13 protein-coding genes are annotated in these 14,721 nt (G+C 70.9%); 7 read left to right on the top strand and 6 right to left on the bottom strand.

The features are described from left to right. The first annotated feature begins 62 nt into the window (after window positions 1-62). The gene (locus QSK31_RS25145) at window positions 63-539 is read left to right on the top strand and encodes a hypothetical protein (protein WP_285686770.1); all 477 of its coding nucleotides are present in this window, start codon (window positions 63-65) and stop codon (window positions 537-539) included. Between the two features lie 135 nt (window positions 540-674). On the opposite strand, the gene QSK31_RS25140 is transcribed toward QSK31_RS25145, so the two are convergent. Beyond that, entirely contained in the window at window positions 675-1,337 is a 663-nt protein-coding gene (locus tag QSK31_RS25140) for a response regulator (RefSeq protein WP_285686769.1), read from the bottom strand. A 64-nt stretch (window positions 1,338-1,401) separates the two neighbouring features. Continuing rightward, window positions 1,402-2,667: a sensor histidine kinase gene (locus tag QSK31_RS25135; RefSeq protein ID WP_285686768.1), complete on the bottom strand. Its 1,266-nt coding sequence runs from the start codon at window positions 2,665-2,667 to the stop codon at window positions 1,402-1,404. A 133-nt stretch (window positions 2,668-2,800) separates the two neighbouring features. Between QSK31_RS25135 and QSK31_RS25130 the strand changes: the two genes are divergently transcribed. Both QSK31_RS25130 and QSK31_RS25125 read left to right on the top strand, forming a co-directional pair. Then, window positions 2,801-3,700 carry an ABC transporter ATP-binding protein gene (locus QSK31_RS25130; RefSeq protein ID WP_285686767.1) on the top strand — a complete coding sequence of 300 codons (900 nt, stop codon included), beginning with the start codon at window positions 2,801-2,803 and terminating at the stop codon, window positions 3,698-3,700. Next, window positions 3,697-4,485 (top strand): ABC transporter permease, encoded by a 789-nt coding sequence (locus tag QSK31_RS25125; RefSeq protein WP_285686766.1) that lies wholly within the window; start codon window positions 3,697-3,699, stop codon window positions 4,483-4,485. The genes QSK31_RS25130 and QSK31_RS25125 overlap by 4 nt, the downstream gene beginning before the upstream one ends. A gap of 86 nt (window positions 4,486-4,571) precedes the next feature. Here QSK31_RS25125 and QSK31_RS25120 read toward each other — a convergent pair whose 3' ends face one another. After that, window positions 4,572-5,282 carry an SDR family oxidoreductase gene (locus QSK31_RS25120; RefSeq protein WP_285686765.1) on the bottom strand — a complete coding sequence of 237 codons (711 nt, stop codon included), beginning with the start codon at window positions 5,280-5,282 and terminating at the stop codon, window positions 4,572-4,574. Window positions 5,283-5,340: 58 nt separating this feature from the next. Here QSK31_RS25120 and QSK31_RS25115 point away from each other — a divergent pair, with 58 nt between their 5' ends. After that, window positions 5,341-5,703 (top strand): MerR family transcriptional regulator, encoded by a 363-nt coding sequence (locus QSK31_RS25115; protein WP_285686764.1) that lies wholly within the window; start codon window positions 5,341-5,343, stop codon window positions 5,701-5,703. A gap of 33 nt (window positions 5,704-5,736) precedes the next feature. Here QSK31_RS25115 and QSK31_RS25110 read toward each other — a convergent pair whose 3' ends face one another. Then, window positions 5,737-7,899 carry an eCIS core domain-containing protein gene (locus QSK31_RS25110; RefSeq protein WP_285686763.1) on the bottom strand — a complete coding sequence of 721 codons (2,163 nt, stop codon included), beginning with the start codon at window positions 7,897-7,899 and terminating at the stop codon, window positions 5,737-5,739. A 92-nt stretch (window positions 7,900-7,991) separates the two neighbouring features. On the opposite strand from QSK31_RS25110, the gene QSK31_RS25105 reads away from it, so the two are divergent. Continuing rightward, the gene (locus QSK31_RS25105; RefSeq protein WP_285686762.1) at window positions 7,992-9,941 is read left to right on the top strand and encodes a M6 family metallopeptidase; all 1,950 of its coding nucleotides are present in this window, start codon (window positions 7,992-7,994) and stop codon (window positions 9,939-9,941) included. Between the two features lie 104 nt (window positions 9,942-10,045). On the opposite strand, the gene QSK31_RS25100 is transcribed toward QSK31_RS25105, so the two are convergent. Continuing rightward, window positions 10,046-11,245, bottom strand: a complete 1,200-nt coding sequence (locus tag QSK31_RS25100) for a dipeptidase (protein ID WP_285686761.1) — start codon at window positions 11,243-11,245, stop codon at window positions 10,046-10,048. A gap of 190 nt (window positions 11,246-11,435) precedes the next feature. Between QSK31_RS25100 and QSK31_RS25095 the strand changes: the two genes are divergently transcribed. Continuing rightward, window positions 11,436-12,998: a CBM96 family carbohydrate-binding protein gene (locus tag QSK31_RS25095; protein WP_285686760.1), complete on the top strand. Its 1,563-nt coding sequence runs from the start codon at window positions 11,436-11,438 to the stop codon at window positions 12,996-12,998. Window positions 12,999-13,014: 16 nt separating this feature from the next. Here QSK31_RS25095 and QSK31_RS25090 read toward each other — a convergent pair whose 3' ends face one another. Then, window positions 13,015-13,599, bottom strand: a complete 585-nt coding sequence (locus tag QSK31_RS25090; RefSeq protein WP_285686759.1) for a TetR/AcrR family transcriptional regulator — start codon at window positions 13,597-13,599, stop codon at window positions 13,015-13,017. Between the two features lie 104 nt (window positions 13,600-13,703). Here QSK31_RS25090 and QSK31_RS25085 point away from each other — a divergent pair, with 104 nt between their 5' ends. After that, window positions 13,704-14,639 (top strand): SDR family NAD(P)-dependent oxidoreductase, encoded by a 936-nt coding sequence (locus QSK31_RS25085; protein WP_285686758.1) that lies wholly within the window; start codon window positions 13,704-13,706, stop codon window positions 14,637-14,639. Window positions 14,640-14,721: the final 82 nt, after the last annotated feature.

The following is a 14,721-nucleotide window of genomic DNA, read 5'->3' as shown; positions in this document are numbered from 1 at the left end:
CGACTCGTTGTCCCCGGACTGGTAGCGTGCCGCCCGATATGAAGATCATGGGGGAGACATCAATGCACCGGACCCTGCTCACGCGAAGCGTCGCGGCCCTCGCGGTGGTGGCCGCGATGGCGGGTTGCGACCCGCAGACCGGCTCCGGCGACACCACGACCGCGCCGGCGCCGGCGACCACGAGCGCCGCACCCGCCGTCGACGCGACCAGCGCCGCGGCCGACGACAAGGCCACCGCGAAAGCCTGCGCCGAGATCAAGAAGGATCTGAAGGAGAACTCCGACAAGGTCGCCGAGGCCGAGAAGATCGGTCCGCCGGCCGGGCACATCGCGGTCAGCGCCCAGTGGGCCGCTGGTTCGGCCTCGCTCATCGCGCACTCCACCGGCGCGAACGAGACGGTCCGCGCCGCCGCCGACGAGGTTCAGGCGGAGATGATGAGCCTGAGCGACGAGTACAACGAGTCGGCGAAGGCCAAGCCCAGCAAGAAGAAGCTGGAAGCCGCGATCAGCAAGCTGACCGGCGCCTGCTCGGCGACCTGACCGCATCCCGACCGGCCGATCGGCTGCGCACGTCACCGAGGCGGGCGCAGCCGATTCGCATCACCGGGCTCGAACCGGGTGATCGGGCGTCCGGCTCACGCGCCGCTGCGGCTGGCGATCGCCCTTGACGTGGCCTCAAACCAGGCCGGCGTCGTGCACCAGCAGCGCCACCTGCACGCGGTTGTTCATGTCGAGTTTGGTCAGCAGGCGCGACACGTGCGCCTTCACGGTGGCCACGCTCATGAACAGTTCCGCCGAGATCTCCGCGTTGGACTGGCCGCGGCCGACCGCCAGGGCGACCTCACGCTCCCGCTCGGACAGGTCGTCGAGCCTGCGACGTGCGGCGTCCTCCCGGTTGCTGCCGGTCAGCGGCGCCGCGACGTGCGCGATCAGCCGCCGGGTCACGGTCGGTGACAGGGTGGCCTCGCCCGCCGCCACTCTGCGTACGGCCTGGTGGATCTCGGCGGGCGGGGTGTCCTTGAGCAGGAAGCCGCTGGCGCCCGCGCGCAGCGCCCGCAGCACGTACTCGTCGGCGTCGAAGGTGGTCAGCACGATCACCTCGGGCGCGCCGGGCCGGGCCCGCAGCGTCTCGGTGGCGGCCAGGCCGTCGACGCGCGGCATGCGGATGTCCATCAGCACCACGTCGGGCTGGTGCTCGGCGACCGCGGCGGGCACGTCGGCGCCGTCGGTGGCCTCGCCGACGACGGTCACGCCGCTGGCGCCGTTCAGGATCATGGTGAGCCCGGCCCGCACGAGAGCGTCGTCGTCCACGATCAGAACGCGCACAGGATCGGTCACGCCGCCGCCTCGGTGGTCGGGCGCGGCGCCGGGAGCAGTGCGGGGAAGGCGATGAGGACGTCGGTCACGCTGCCGCCTGGGTGGTCGGGCGCGGCCATGGGAGCCACGCGGTCAGGGCGAAGTCGCCGCTCGGTCCGCGGCCGTGGGTCAGCCTGCCACCCGCCAGCGTGGCGCGTTCGGCCAGCCCGACCAGTCCGGTCCCGGTGCCGGGAATGGCGGCCGCGACGCCCCCGGCCGGCCACGGGTTGCGCACCGAGATGGTCAGCCCGTCGCCGGGTCCGCCGCCGACGGCGACGGTGACCGCGGCGCCGGGAGCGTGCTTGCGGGCGTTGGTGAGACCTTCCTGCACGATCCGGTACGCCGTCCGCCCGGCGCCCTCCGGCACGGCGTCGGCCGCCACGTGCAGCTCCAGGCGTACCCGAGCGCCTGTCGATCTTGACTCGTCGGCCAGGGCGGGCAGCTGCGCGATGGTCGGCTGGGGCCGTTCCGGAGCCGCCTCGGCCTCGGTGTCCGCGCGCAGCACGCCGATCACCTCGCGCAGGTCCTGCAACGCCTGGTGGGCGCTGGCCCGGATCACCCCGGCGGCGGTCGCGACCTCCTCGGGTGAGGCGTCGCCGCGGATCTCCAAGGCGCCGGCGTGCAGGCTGACCAGGGAGATCCGATGCGCGAGGACGTCGTGCATCTCGCGGGCGATCCGGGTCCGCTCCAGTACCCGTGCCTGCGCCACCCGCAGCTGCTGCTCACTTTCCGCGCGCTCGGCCCGATCACGCAGCGAGAGCACCAGCTGCCGCCGGGCGCGGACCACCTGCCCCCACAGCACGATGATCACCACGCCCACCGCACCCCAGGCGAAGGTCTCCCAGTAGGGCCGGTCAGTCTCCGGACGGACCACCCCGAAGATGCCGTTGGCGAGGATCAACGCGACCGCACAGATGGCGGTCACGCTGAACTTGCGGTGCACGGCGACGGTGAACAGCACGATCAACCCGGTGATCCCGCCGGCCACGGTGAAGGTGCCGAGCACCAGAATCCCCAGGAACAGCTGTACCGGCCAGCGCCGGCGCCACCACAGGCCGATCGAGGCGATCGTGCCGGCCACGAAGTCGAGCCAGACCAGCCAGTCGGGTGTGCTCTTCCACTCCGGCAAGAACGACGGATCGCTGCCCAGCAGGTCGACGGTGGTGAGGACGACGAACCCGAAGCCGATCAGGAAACAGTGCGCGTCGACGATCCAGTCGCGGGTCGAGCGCCGGGCCGGCCGGGCCGAGTCGGGGTCGGCGAGCAGGGCCGACGGCAGCAGCCAGCGGTTCTCCGCGCGTAGTGACCCCATGCGGCAAGCCTAGGCGGGCGCGTGGACCGGCGGATACCGACCAAAGTCGCTCATCCCGGGGGCTACTTAAGTCGCGGCGGCCGATACCTGAGACCGACGCGGATAGCCGGGTGGCCTCGGCACATTAAGGCTCATGATTACGGTCGAACACCTCAGCAAACGGTACGGGGCTCATCCGGCCGTCTCCGACGTGTCGTTCAGCTGCGAGCCGGGGACGGTGACCGGTTTCCTCGGCCCGAACGGCGCCGGCAAGTCCACCACCATGCGGATGATCACCGGGCTCACCCCGCCCACGGCCGGTCACGCCACGGTCGACGGCGTGCCGTTCAACAAGCTCGGCAACCCCGGGCGGCGGGTCGGTGTGCTCCTGGACGCGTCCGCCCAGCACTCCGGGCGCACCGGACGTGAGGTGCTGTCGCTGGCCGCGATGACGATGGGCCTCGAGAGCAAGCGGGTGGACGAGAGCCTGGAACGGGTCGGGCTCAACAAGGTCGCCGCGAAGCGCCGGGTGCGGGCCTACTCGCTCGGCATGCGGCAGCGGCTCGGCCTGGCGTACGCGATGCTCGGTGATCCCAAGATCTTGATCTTGGACGAACCGGCGAACGGCCTGGACCCGGAGGGCATCTTCTGGATGCGCGGGCTGCTGCGTGACTTCGCCGACGCGGGCGGCACCGTGCTGCTCTCCTCGCACCTGCTGCGCGAGGTGGAGGCGGTCGCCGACAAGCTGGTCGTGATCGGCGGCGGCAAGATCGTCGCCCAGGGCGACAAGTCCGAGCTGCTGGCCGCGTCCGGCGTGGTGGTGCGTGCCCTCGACCCCGCCGCGCTGGAGATGGTCCTCCGCCGCGCCGGCCTGAGCAGCACTCCGTCGTCCGACGGCGGCGCGGTCGTCCAGTCGGACGCCGAGACGATCGGCCGGGCAGCAGCGGACGCCGGCCTGGTCCTGCTGGAGCTGCGCCCCGCCGGTGGCGGCGGCCTCGAGCAGATGTTCCTCACCCTGACCGCCGGCGATTCGGTCAAGGAGGCCGTGAAATGACTGCTCTGGACACTCGGCCCTCGCTCGACGCCGCGCCCGCTCACCGTTCCGCACCCGTCCCGATCGGCCGCCTGACCGGCGTCGAGCTGCGCAAGCTGTCCGACACCCGGGCCGGCATGTGGCTGCTCATCGTCATCGCCCTCGCCTCGGTCGCCACCGGCCTGATCCTGCTGTTCGCCAGCAGCGACGCCGATCAGACCTTCCAGCAGTTCGCCACGTTCGCCCAGCTGCCGGCCGGCATCCTGCTGCCCGTGCTCGGCATCCTGTCGATGACCGGCGAGTGGTCCCAGCGCACCGCGCTGACCACGTTCACCCTGGTGCCGCAGCGCGGACGCGTCCTGACCGCCAAACTCCTGGCCAATGTGGTCATCGCCCTGGTGGCGGCCGCCACCACGTTCGTCTTCGCGGCGGCCTTCAACCTGATCGCCACCGGCATGGGCGGCGACGGCAGCTGGAGCATCGGCTGGCAGCTGGTCGCCCAGTGCGTCCTGCTGCAGGTGCTGTTCGTCCTGATGGGCGCCGCGTTCGGTGGCCTGCTGATGAACACGCCGCTGGCCATCGTCGGCTTCTTCGCCCTGCCGATGGTGTGGACGATCCTCGGCGCGGCGATCAGCTCCCTGCAGAAGGCCGCGAGCTGGCTCGACATCAACACGACCACCGGGCCGCTGGCCGAGCACGCGCTCACCTCCGGCGAGTGGGCCAAGCTGGGCGTCTCGGCCGCGGTCTGGGTGGTGGTCCCGCTGGTCGCGGGCGCGGTCCGCATGCTGCGGCGCGAGGTCTCTTAAACCCGAGGGGGGTACGGCCGGGAGGCGTCTCGCCTCCCGGCCGTTGTGCTCACCTTCCCCGGCCCGTTGCGCGGGAGGTGGTGGTGTCAGCCGAAGAGGGCGGTGGGGATGTCGGCGTAGAACAGGGCGGGATCGCGGGAGAGCGAGGCCTTGACGTTGGCGGTGGGACTGTCGGCGATCACTTCGAGCTTGCCCGCTTCCAGGCCGTCCAGGGCCAGGGCGACCACCTCGTGGGGTGGGAGCTTCGGGATGTCGAAGGCGGCCATCATGTCGGTGTCCGCGATGGCCAGAGCCAGGGCGGTGACCTGGGTCTTCTGGTCGGCCAGCTCGAGTCTGATGCCGTTGGTGAGGGACCATTCCGCGGCTTTGGAGGCGGCGTAGCCGTTGCTGGAGGGGGCGAAGGCGTACCAGCTCAGCGCCGAGATGACGGTGAGAATGGCGCCCCCGGCAAGACGGGGGGCGAAGGCGCGGGTGACGTTGAGCGTGCCCCAGAAGTTGGTGTCGAACTCGCGGCGGATGTTGTCCGTGGAGGGCCCGAGCAGGGGCGCGTCGGTGGAGATGCCGGCGTTGTTGATGAGGACGTCAAGGTCGCCCACCTGGGCTGCCGCCGCGTCGATGGAAGCCTGGTCGGTGAGGTCCAGCCGGAGGGGGACGACGCCGGGGATGTCGATGCTGTCGGGGCGGCGGGCGGTGGCGTAAACCGTGGCGGCGCCGCGGGCGACGAGAGCCTCGGCAAAAGCCTTGCCGAGCCCACGGTTGGCGCCTGTTACGAGGGCTTTCGTGCCGTTGATCTGCATGCGGCTAGGCTAAAACCTACCGTTGACGTCAGAGGCAAGTATTGCGAGGGGGATCACTGTGCGGATCGGGGACCTGGCGACCCGGACGCGGGTCAGCGTTCGCGCGCTGCGGTACTACGAGGAGCAGGGCTTGCTGGCCTCCATGCGGACCGACAGCGGGCAGCGGGTCTATGCGGACGCGGCCGTCAACCGGGTGCGGCTGATTCAGCAGTTGTACAGCGCGGGACTGTCCAGCAAGACGATCGCGGACCTCCTGCCGTGCGTGGACGCCAAGGTCAGCACGCCGGAGTCGCGCGAACGGCTGGCGGCGGAGCGGGACCGGATCAACATGCAGATCGCCGAGCTGATCATCGCCCGGGACAGGCTCGACGACATCATCGACATGACGTCGAGGCCGAACCCCGAGTGTGACTACGCATGAGCGGGGCGAGATCCGTACGGGCCGGAACGGGCGTCAGGGGCCGGGTGGGACCACGCAGGTGACCGTCGGGGGTAGCGGCGGGACGCTGTGGTTGGCGGGTGGCACGCCGACCATCTGGCCCAGCATGCCGGTGCCGTCGGCCACCAGGGCGTTCAGCAGGTCCTGGACAGGCTTGCGGGGGCTGATCTTGACGATCGCGGTGGCGAAGATGTCGGGGACCGGGATCTCGGTGTCGTCCAGGCGCTTGTCGGACGCCACCGCCGCGACGGCCGTGGAGGCGTAGCTCGCGATCCAGTGGTTGATCTCGCCGGCCATCTCGTTGCTCATCGTGCCCCAGTGCCAGTCCTCCTGCGGGTCGTTGAGCATCGGGGCCTCGTACGGGACGTACCGCGTGACGTCGCTGTGGGGCATGCGCTCGGCCAGGATCTGCTGCGCCCACACCGCGTCGTCGGGAGCGTCGCCCGAAGCGCGATAGGAGAGTTCCGCGCGGCGGTCCAGGGGAAATCCGGATCGCTCGGCGCTCAGCAACTGGCGTTCGCCGGCGGTGGCCGTCTTGATGCGGTGGGGGAGGATGCCCCTGGTCATCAGGTAGGTGGCCACCGCGTCGGCTCGGCGCTGGCCCAGGCCGTCGTTGTACGTGTCGGTGCCCAGCGGGTCGGTGTGGCCGCTGATGTCCAGCACCTGCTCCGAGTGTGCGGTCAGGAAGTCGGCGGCCTGGTTGAGGGCGGTGATCGACGGGCCGTCCAGGACCGCCGAGTCCAGGGCGAAGTGGACCGAGCCCGGCACCTCGTTGACCGCTCGTGAGGTCTGGGCGACGACGCCTCGCTGCTCGCGGCGGATGCGGCCGAGCTCGCGGGCCTGGACGATCTGCTCGCGGGCCGTGATGACCGCCAGCTCCGCCTGGTCGCGGCTCTCGGGGGCGCATTTCAGCTTGCCGTCGCCGTACGCCAGCCACGGGTCCGGGTGGGCCTCGCTCGCCACCCAGATGCCGCGCTCGTTGTCGCGGTCGTGCAGGGTGCCGCTGATCGCACCGGAGATGCCCAGGCCGACCAGCGGCTGGAGCTTCTCGCGGATGTCGTCGTCGAACCACTTGAGGGCGCCCCACATGACGGCGTCCACCATGGCGCCGATACCGACGTCGGGCATCAGGACCTGCGGGCTGATCTGGCGGATCAGTTCGGTACGCAGCCAGTTCTTCGCCCAGGCGATCATCGGCGGGAGCGCCCGGGGCGCGAAGTCGTCCTGGTACCAGGCGATGATGTCGGAGCGTGGCGTGCGCACGTGGCCGGCCGAGAACGAGTCGGTCAGGAAGTGCTGGCCGAAGGCCTCGGTGAGCTGGGCCTGCTGCCACTGCTGCTCGTTGTCGCCGATCCCCGCCATCAGCGCGGTGAGCAGGGCGCTGTCGTGGTGCGAGCTCCACGACCACATCGCGGTGCCGCCGCCGGCGAAGTGCGGGACGTTGTGCATGGCCAGGTCGACGTACTGGGCGCTGTGGTTGTTGTCGCTCGCCATGATGCGCTTCAGCTCGGCCCGGCCCTGCGGTGTCGCCACGGCGGCCTGCAGGTCGGCGACCGACTCGTACTCGTCACCGGCCAGCGACACCACGTCGCCCCAGGTCAGAATGAGACCGTTGCCGAGGTCGACGTCGGCGTGGGTGGCGTCGCCGAGTTGTTTGTGTTCGTCGCGCCCGAAGCGGCGGATGACGGTGGACCCGCCGCCGGCGCTCCCTGACCCGGTCACCTGCCGGCCCTGGGAGAGGGCCGTGGCGATGGCCTCGGCCGAACGCTCGGCGGGGGAGTCGCCGGGCCCGACGGTCAGGGATCCGGCGATCGCCCCGGTGTCCGGCTGCAACGTGTGCGCGACCTCGTGGGCGAGCAGGTGATAGCCCCGTGAGGATGTCGGGTCGTAGGCGCCCCGGGCGAAGTGCACGTCCTGCCCGAGCGTGAACGCGTGCGCTCCCACCTGGTCGGACAGCGCGGCCGAGGTGGACCCGGTGTGCAGCCGCACCGACCCGAGCGACGTTCCGAGACCCCCTTCGAGGCTTTCCCGTACGCCGGCCGGGAGGGGCGAGCCGGCCCCGGCCCCTCGGAGCCCCTCGGTGAAGGCGCGATTGCTGACCTGCCAGGGCTGCGCTTGATCAGCCTCGGAGATCGACGACGAGGCAGGAGCTGGGGGTTTGCGCGCCCGCGACATCATGCCGCCATCTGTATCGCCACCGGCGGAACAAAGCAATACCCGACGGGGTGGTATGTCGCTTTCGCACGGAAAAGGCAGGTACCGTGACGGCCATGCCGCTTGGTGCCACCGCGCTGTCGCTCGTCCTGCCCCTGCTGGTCGTGCCGTCCGGCCCGCGACCCGTCCCGGTCGTGGACGACACCCGTGAGCTCAGCCGCACCACGTTCGCGGTGCCGAAGGACGAGAGAGCGCCGGCCAGGCGCGTCGAGAAGCCGACGCCGGCCGTCGGGACGAGCCGCGAGTGGCTGGGCCTGGACGAGGTCGCGGGCAAGTACTACCGCAAGGCGTACACGCTGCGGGCGGTCGGCGAACACATCGAGGTCTGGGTCGCCACCGACCTGGCGTTCCCGGAGGGCGACTGCCGCAAGGACCCGGTGGCGGTGACCGACGCGCAGGTGACCGGCCTGGTCCGGGAGTTCGACACCACCATCTACCCGCGGGAGACCGCCGCCTTCAGCACGCCGAAGGACCGCAGCGGCACCGATCCGCTGCTGAACGGCGACTTCACCGGCGACGGTGACAAGACGGTGACGCTGGTCGACAACGTGCGGGACGACAACTACCGCGACTTCCCGAAGAACTCGACCTACGTCGCCGGGTTCTTCTCCAGCCAGCTCAACGCACTGGTCGACCGCAACGTCATGACGATCGACGCGTACGACTGGAAGCACCGCAGCGGCGCCAGCCCGCCGGACGACGCCACGGACGACCTGTGCACCAGCCGGCCCGCGCGTCCGCGGCTGTACGAGGCGACGTTCGCCCACGAGTGGCAGCACCTGCTGCAGAGCTACACCGACCCGGTGGAGAAGACCTGGGTCAACGAGGGCCTGTCGGACTACGCGCAGAGCCTGACCGGTTACGTCGACTCCACCAGGGGCGTCCACCACCGCGGCGCCGACGGCCACCTCACCTGCTTCCAGGGCTTCGGCATCGTGAAGACCCCCTACAACACCAACCCCAGGGAGTGCGGCGGGCCGCAGAACTCCCTGAACCTGTGGAACGAGGGGGAACCGGCCGAGGTGCTCGCCGACTACGGGATCGCGTACCAGTTCATGCTCTACCTGCGCGATCGCTTCGGTCCGGACGTGCTCTCCGGGATCCACCGGGACGGGACTCGGCAGGGGATCGCCGGGGTGGCCGCGGCTCTGCCCGTGCCGTTCGCGAGCGTGCTGCACGACTTCCAGACGATGACCCTGGTCGACAAGCCGGCCGGCGACGGCGATCCGCGCTACACCTCCCGTTCCCTGCGGTCGACGGTCAACCTCAAGAACCCTTCCGCGTACGCCCGGCCGGGCGCCGCCCCGAACGGCGCCGACTACGTCCCGCTGAGGAAGAACCCGGAGTCGGTCGTCTTCCGGGGCGCCAAGACCCTGCCGCCGCTGCCGATGACCTGGACGGCGAAGGACGACGCCCTCTTCTCGGGCGACGCCGTGGACGCCGACGCCACGGCGGTGATCGAGGTGACCGTCCCCAAGGCCGACCCGCGGCTGCGGATGAGCGTGAAGTACGGCGCCGAGAAGGGCTACGACTACGGGTACGTGACGGTTTCTACCGACGGCGGCCGGACGTATCGGGCGATCCAGAGCGACAACACCACCGCCGGACCGCTGGGCCCGGGCGTCACGGGGGACACCGGCGGCGCTTTCGTCCCACATGACTACGACCTGACGGCGTACGCCGGCATGAAGGTCTTGTTAGGTCTGCGTTATGTCAGCGACGCCGCGGTGAACGAGGGCGGCTGGTACGTCCGGGGCATCGACGTGGGCGGCGCCAAGATCGCGGCGAACCCGAAGCTGTTCCGGTCCGTCACGCAGGTGCGGCCCACGCCGGTGCACCACTGGGCGGTCCGGCTGGTCGGGATCTCCGGGAACCGGTTCGCGCAGGTCCCGGTCACCCAGCTCGACAAACTGCGCGGGTACGACCGGATCGTCGCGATCGTGGCTTATGACGAGCCCACCGAGACGGTCAAGCAGTACGCGCCCTACACGCTGACCGTCCGCTAGGACGCACCCGCTGCCGTCAGGACACGTCCCGCCGGGCGGACGGGACGGTCGGCGGGCACGCTCGGCCGGCGCGCGGGGGACGGGTCAGCGTGCGACGGACCGGGTCAGCGCGCGGGGGACGGCGGCCAGAGCGGCTCCTCGGCCACGTCCTCGCTGACCTGAAGCACCCGCAGCATGTTGCCGCCGGTGAGTTTCTCCAGGTCGGGGCCGCTCCAGCCGCGGTCGGCGAGCTCGGACAGCAGCCGCGGGTACCCGCTGACGTCCTCCAGCCCGACCGGCAGCGTGTCCGTGCCGTCGTAGTCGCCGCCCAGCCCGATGTGGTCGACCCCGGCCACGTCGCGGGCGTGCTCGATGTGGTCGGCGACGTCGGTGATCGTCGCCTCCGGCCGCGGGTTGGCGGCCAGCCAGCCGGCCAGCTCGGGGCGGTCCTTGGGCTGCGGCGGTCCGGCCCGCTCCGGCGTGACCCCGGGCGTCGGCGCGGCCGGCCACGGCTCCTCGACGACCGGCAGGCCCAGGCGTACGGTCTCCTCGCGAAGCGCCCCATGCCACGCCATGACCTCGGCCGACACGAAGACCGGCACGAACGTCACCTGCACCACGCCGCCGTTGCCGGCCAGCCGGGCCAGCACGTCGTCGGGCACGTTGCGGCGGTGGTCGTTGACCGCCCGGGCCGACGAGTGGCTGAAGATCACCGGCGCGGTCACCACGTCCAGCGCGGCGTGCATGGTCACCGGCGCGACGTGCGAGAGGTCCACGAGCACGCCGACCCGCTGCATCTCGCGGACGATGGCCCGCCCGGCGTCGTTCAGCCCGTCCACCGCCGGTTCCTCGGCGGCCGAGTCGGCCCACGACGTGTTGTTGTTGTGGGTCAGCGTGACGTAGCGGACGCCGAGCCGGGCGAACGCGCGCAGCACGCCGAGCGACGTGGCCAGGCTGTGCCCGCCCTCGATGCCGATCAGTGACGCGATCTTTCCCTCGGCCCAGGAGCGGCGTACATCCGCCGCGGTGCACGCGATCGCCAGGTCGGCCGGGTAGGCCGCGGCCATCCGGTGGACGGCGTCGACCTGCTCCAGGGTCGCCACGACCGCCTCGGGTTCGGGCAGGTCGGACGGCACGTAGACGGACCAGAACTGGGCGCCGACGCCGCCGGCGCGTAGCCGCGGCAGGTCGGTGTGCAGGCCGGCCCGCACCTGGTCCAGGCCGTCGACCTGGTAGCCGTACTGAGCGCGGAGCTGCATGGGCAGGTCGTTGTGCCCGTCGATCACCGGCGCGTTGCGCAGTACGTCAGCAACCAGCGGATTCATACGCACTCCTGGGGTGGCGTGAGGGTGTGATCGAGCTTCGCACGGGCGGCCCGGATCACTGCAACCGCCTGGCACCGTCACGGGCACTGGGCACGCACCGCCCGCACCGGAATCTTCTCTGCATGCCCGGCCGAACATGCGGCCGGACAACGCGGGGGAGATGAAATTGCGGTCTCAGCTTGGAAAGTCGATGTCCGTTCTGGCTGCCGTGGTGACCGGCGCCGGTATCGCGATCAGCGCGCCGACGGGAGCGGCCGCCGCCGCCACCGCCGAGCTGAAGCTGGCCGCGAGCGAGGACACCTACACCTCGAGCAGCCGCAAGTCCGCGAGCTTCGGTGACGAGGACAAGTTGGCGATCGGCACGCTCGCCAAGGACGTGAAGGTTTCCTACCTCAAGTTCGTCGTCCCGGCCGGCACGAGCGTCACCGGCGCCCGCCTGAAGCTGACCCCGATCGGCGACGTGACCGGCAAGGTCTCGGTCAGCCGCGTGCTGAGCAACGCGTGGACCGAGAAGCTGACCTCGGCCGCCGCCCCGGCGCTGGGCCTGACCGTGGCTTCCGCGAGCGGCACGGACGTGTCGTTCGACCTGGGCGCCGAGATCACCGGCCCGGGCACCTACTCGCTGGCCGTGAAGTCGTCCTCGACCTCCGTGGTCACCCGGTTCCGCTCGTCGGAGTCGGCGGCCGGCGCCCCGGTGCTGACCGTGGCGACCACGAAGGCCGAGCCGCCGGTCGTCGTGCCGCCGGTCGTGGTTCCCCCGGTCGTGGTGCCGCCGGTCGTCGTGCCGACCAAGCCGACCCAGCCGTCGAAGGACTGCCAGACCGACGCCATGCTCGTGCCGTCCTGCGGCGTGCTGTGGGGCGGTGCGGCCGGCGGTTTCACCGACACGCCGCGCGACGAGGCCCTGAAGACCTGGGAGAACACCACCGGCCGCACGGCCACCGTCTTCCACCAGTACCACAAGGGTGACGAGCCGTTCCCCACGAAGATGGAGATCGCCATGACGCGGGACGCCGCCAAGCCGCGCGTGCTCCTGCTGAACTGGAAGATCGCGTACGGCTCCACCTGGGCCAAGGTCGCCAAGGGTGAGCAGGACAAGCGCATCGACGCGTTCGTGGCGCGGGTCAAGGCCACGTACCCGGAGAAGTTCTTCCTGGTCCTGAACCACGAGCCGGAGAACGACGTCATCGCCAAGGCCGGCTCCGGCTGGGAGGCGAAGGACTTCGCGGCGATGTACCGGCACACGATCCTGCGCCTGCGCAGCAAGGGCCTGACCAACGCGATCAACGTGATGGCCTACATGGGCAACGAGAAGTGGATGTCGCAGTCCTGGTGGAAGGACCTGTACCCGGGCGACGACGTGGTGGACTGGATGGGCCTGGACTCGTACGTCAGCGCCGAGAAGGGTTACTACCACGAGGGCCTGTTCGCCGACCTGCTGGACCGCAAGGGCAAGACCGGCCCCGGCTTCTACGAGTGGACGACCACCAAGCACGCCAGCAAGCCGCTGATGGTCGCCGAGTGGGGCGTCTACCACCGGATCGGCAAGCCGGCCGACAAGGCCCCGGCCTACGCCAGCGTCCGTCCCGAGCTGAGCAAGCGCCCGCAGATCAAGGCGATCGTGCACTTCGACACCGAGCACGACGACGAGGGTGACCGCGACATCAGCATCACGAGCACCAAGACCGGCCTGGCCGCCTTCAAGAAGCTGGCGACCGACCCGATCTTCAACGTGAAGCTCAACCTCAAGTAAAGGGTTACAGATCGGCTCACGAGCCGCCCGGCGGGCCTGCCGGGCGGCTCGTGCCGTGCCTGAGCCCGTCCATCAGCAGGTCGAGCAGCCGGGACGCCTGCGCCGGATCGGCCGAGGTGGTGATGCCACCGAGTCCGACCAGCACGTCGAGGGGCGGCACGTCGTCCCGGATCGTTCCGGCCGCGACGCCGGCGGCCATCAGGTCGACGACCGCGCCGATCAGCCGCTCCCGGCTTTGCGCGAACGGGTCCCCGCCGGACGCGATCAGCGCCCGCAGGGCGTCGCCCAGGTCGCGCTTGGCGTGCATGTAACCCACGAAGAGGTCCATCCAGGCGCGCAGCGCGGCCTCCGGCGGCAGGCCGGCGAGCAGTTCCGGCACGGCGCCGACGATCCGGTCCAGCTCGTTCCGGTACGCCGCGGCGACCAGCGCCTCGCGGGTGGGGAAGTGCCGGTACAGCGTGCCGATGCCGACCCCGGCGGCCTTCGCGATCGCCTCCAGGGAGACATCCGCGCCCTCGGTGGCGAACGCGTGCACGGCCGTAGCGAGCACCTTGTCGCGGTTGCGCCGCGCATCGGCCCGCAGGGGGCGCGCCTCGGTCATGACTGTTCCCTCCGACACATCCGTGGCAAACGGAGGAACCTCCGGTTAATGTGGAGCACGTACCGGAGGATCCTCCGGTTCCCATCGTAGACGGAGACGCAGCCATGTCCCGCATCACGACGCCCTTCGGCGCCACCTCCACCGCCGCCGAGGTGCTCGGCGACACCGACCTCACCGGCCGCCGCGCACTGGTCACCGGCGGCGCCTCCGGCATCGGCATCGAGACCGTCCGCGCGCTGGCCGGGGCCGGCGCCGAGGTCACCCTCGCGGTCCGCGACACCGCCGCCGGCGAGCGCGTCGCGGACGACGTCATCGCCGTCACCGGGAACAAGCAGGTGCACGTCGTCCCGCTGGAGCTCACCGACCACGCTTCCGTCGACGCGGTGGTCCGCGGCTGGGAGGGCCCGCTGCACATGCTGGTCAACAACGCCGGGGTGATGGCGACGCCGCTGATCCGCACGGCCGAGGGCTGGGAGCTCCAGTTCGCCACCAACCACCTGGGCCACTTCCGCCTCACGACCGGGCTGCACGACGCCCTGGCCGCGGCCGGCGGCGCCCGGGTCGTCTCGGTGAGCTCGGGCGCTCACCTCGAGTCGCCGGTGGTCTTCGACGACATCATGTTCCAGACCCGTGAGTACGACCCCAAGTCGGCCTACGGGCAGTCGAAGACGGCGAACATCCTCTTCGCGGTCGAGGCCGACCGGCGCTGGGCGGACGACGGCATCCGGGTCAACGCGCTGCACCCGGGCTCGATCTCGACCAATCTCCAGCGCCACGTCGACGCGGAGATGATCGCCGCCTGGCGGGCCGCGGCCGGCGTGAGCACCACCACCTCGAAGACGCCCGAGCAGGGCGCCGCGACGTCCGTGCTGCTGGCAGCGTCGCCGCTGGTCGACGGGGTGGGCGGGCGCTACTTCCAGGACTGCGCCGAGGCCGAGCCGTACGTGCCTGGAGTGAACCGTGGGGTCGCCGGCTACGCGCTCGATCCGGAGGCGGCCCGGCGGCTCTGGCGGGAGACACTGCGCCTGCTCGCCGGATAGCACGACCTAATCCTCAAGTGACCCCTGCCACGCCCGATCTCGGTTTATGACGATCAAGTCGTGAGCAGGGGAGGGGTGGGAT

This window comes from Actinoplanes sp. NBRC 103695 (assembly GCF_030269485.1).
Taxonomy (GTDB): Bacteria; Actinomycetota; Actinomycetes; order Mycobacteriales; family Micromonosporaceae; genus Actinoplanes.
The sequence above is the reverse complement of the archived record's forward strand: the minus strand, read 5'-3'. Positions and strand labels throughout refer to the sequence as shown.

Coding starts and splice junctions, on each gene's coding strand:
- QSK31_RS25145 (WP_285686770.1), top strand. CDS start 63: ATGCACCGGACCCTGCTCACGCGAAGCGTCGCGGCCCTCGCGGTGGTG.
- QSK31_RS25135 (WP_285686768.1), bottom strand. CDS start 2,667: ATGGGGTCACTACGCGCGGAGAACCGCTGGCTGCTGCCGTCGGCCCTG.
- QSK31_RS25085 (WP_285686758.1), top strand. CDS start 13,704: ATGTCCCGCATCACGACGCCCTTCGGCGCCACCTCCACCGCCGCCGAG.
- QSK31_RS25110 (WP_285686763.1), bottom strand. CDS start 7,899: ATGATGTCGCGGGCGCGCAAACCCCCAGCTCCTGCCTCGTCGTCGATC.
- QSK31_RS25130 (WP_285686767.1), top strand. CDS start 2,801: ATGATTACGGTCGAACACCTCAGCAAACGGTACGGGGCTCATCCGGCC.
- QSK31_RS25120 (WP_285686765.1), bottom strand. CDS start 5,282: ATGCAGATCAACGGCACGAAAGCCCTCGTAACAGGCGCCAACCGTGGG.
- QSK31_RS25090 (WP_285686759.1), bottom strand. CDS start 13,599: ATGACCGAGGCGCGCCCCCTGCGGGCCGATGCGCGGCGCAACCGCGAC.
- QSK31_RS25105 (WP_285686762.1), top strand. CDS start 7,992: ATGCCGCTTGGTGCCACCGCGCTGTCGCTCGTCCTGCCCCTGCTGGTC.
- QSK31_RS25125 (WP_285686766.1), top strand. CDS start 3,697: ATGACTGCTCTGGACACTCGGCCCTCGCTCGACGCCGCGCCCGCTCAC.
- QSK31_RS25100 (WP_285686761.1), bottom strand. CDS start 11,245: ATGAATCCGCTGGTTGCTGACGTACTGCGCAACGCGCCGGTGATCGAC.
- QSK31_RS25095 (WP_285686760.1), top strand. CDS start 11,436: ATGTCCGTTCTGGCTGCCGTGGTGACCGGCGCCGGTATCGCGATCAGC.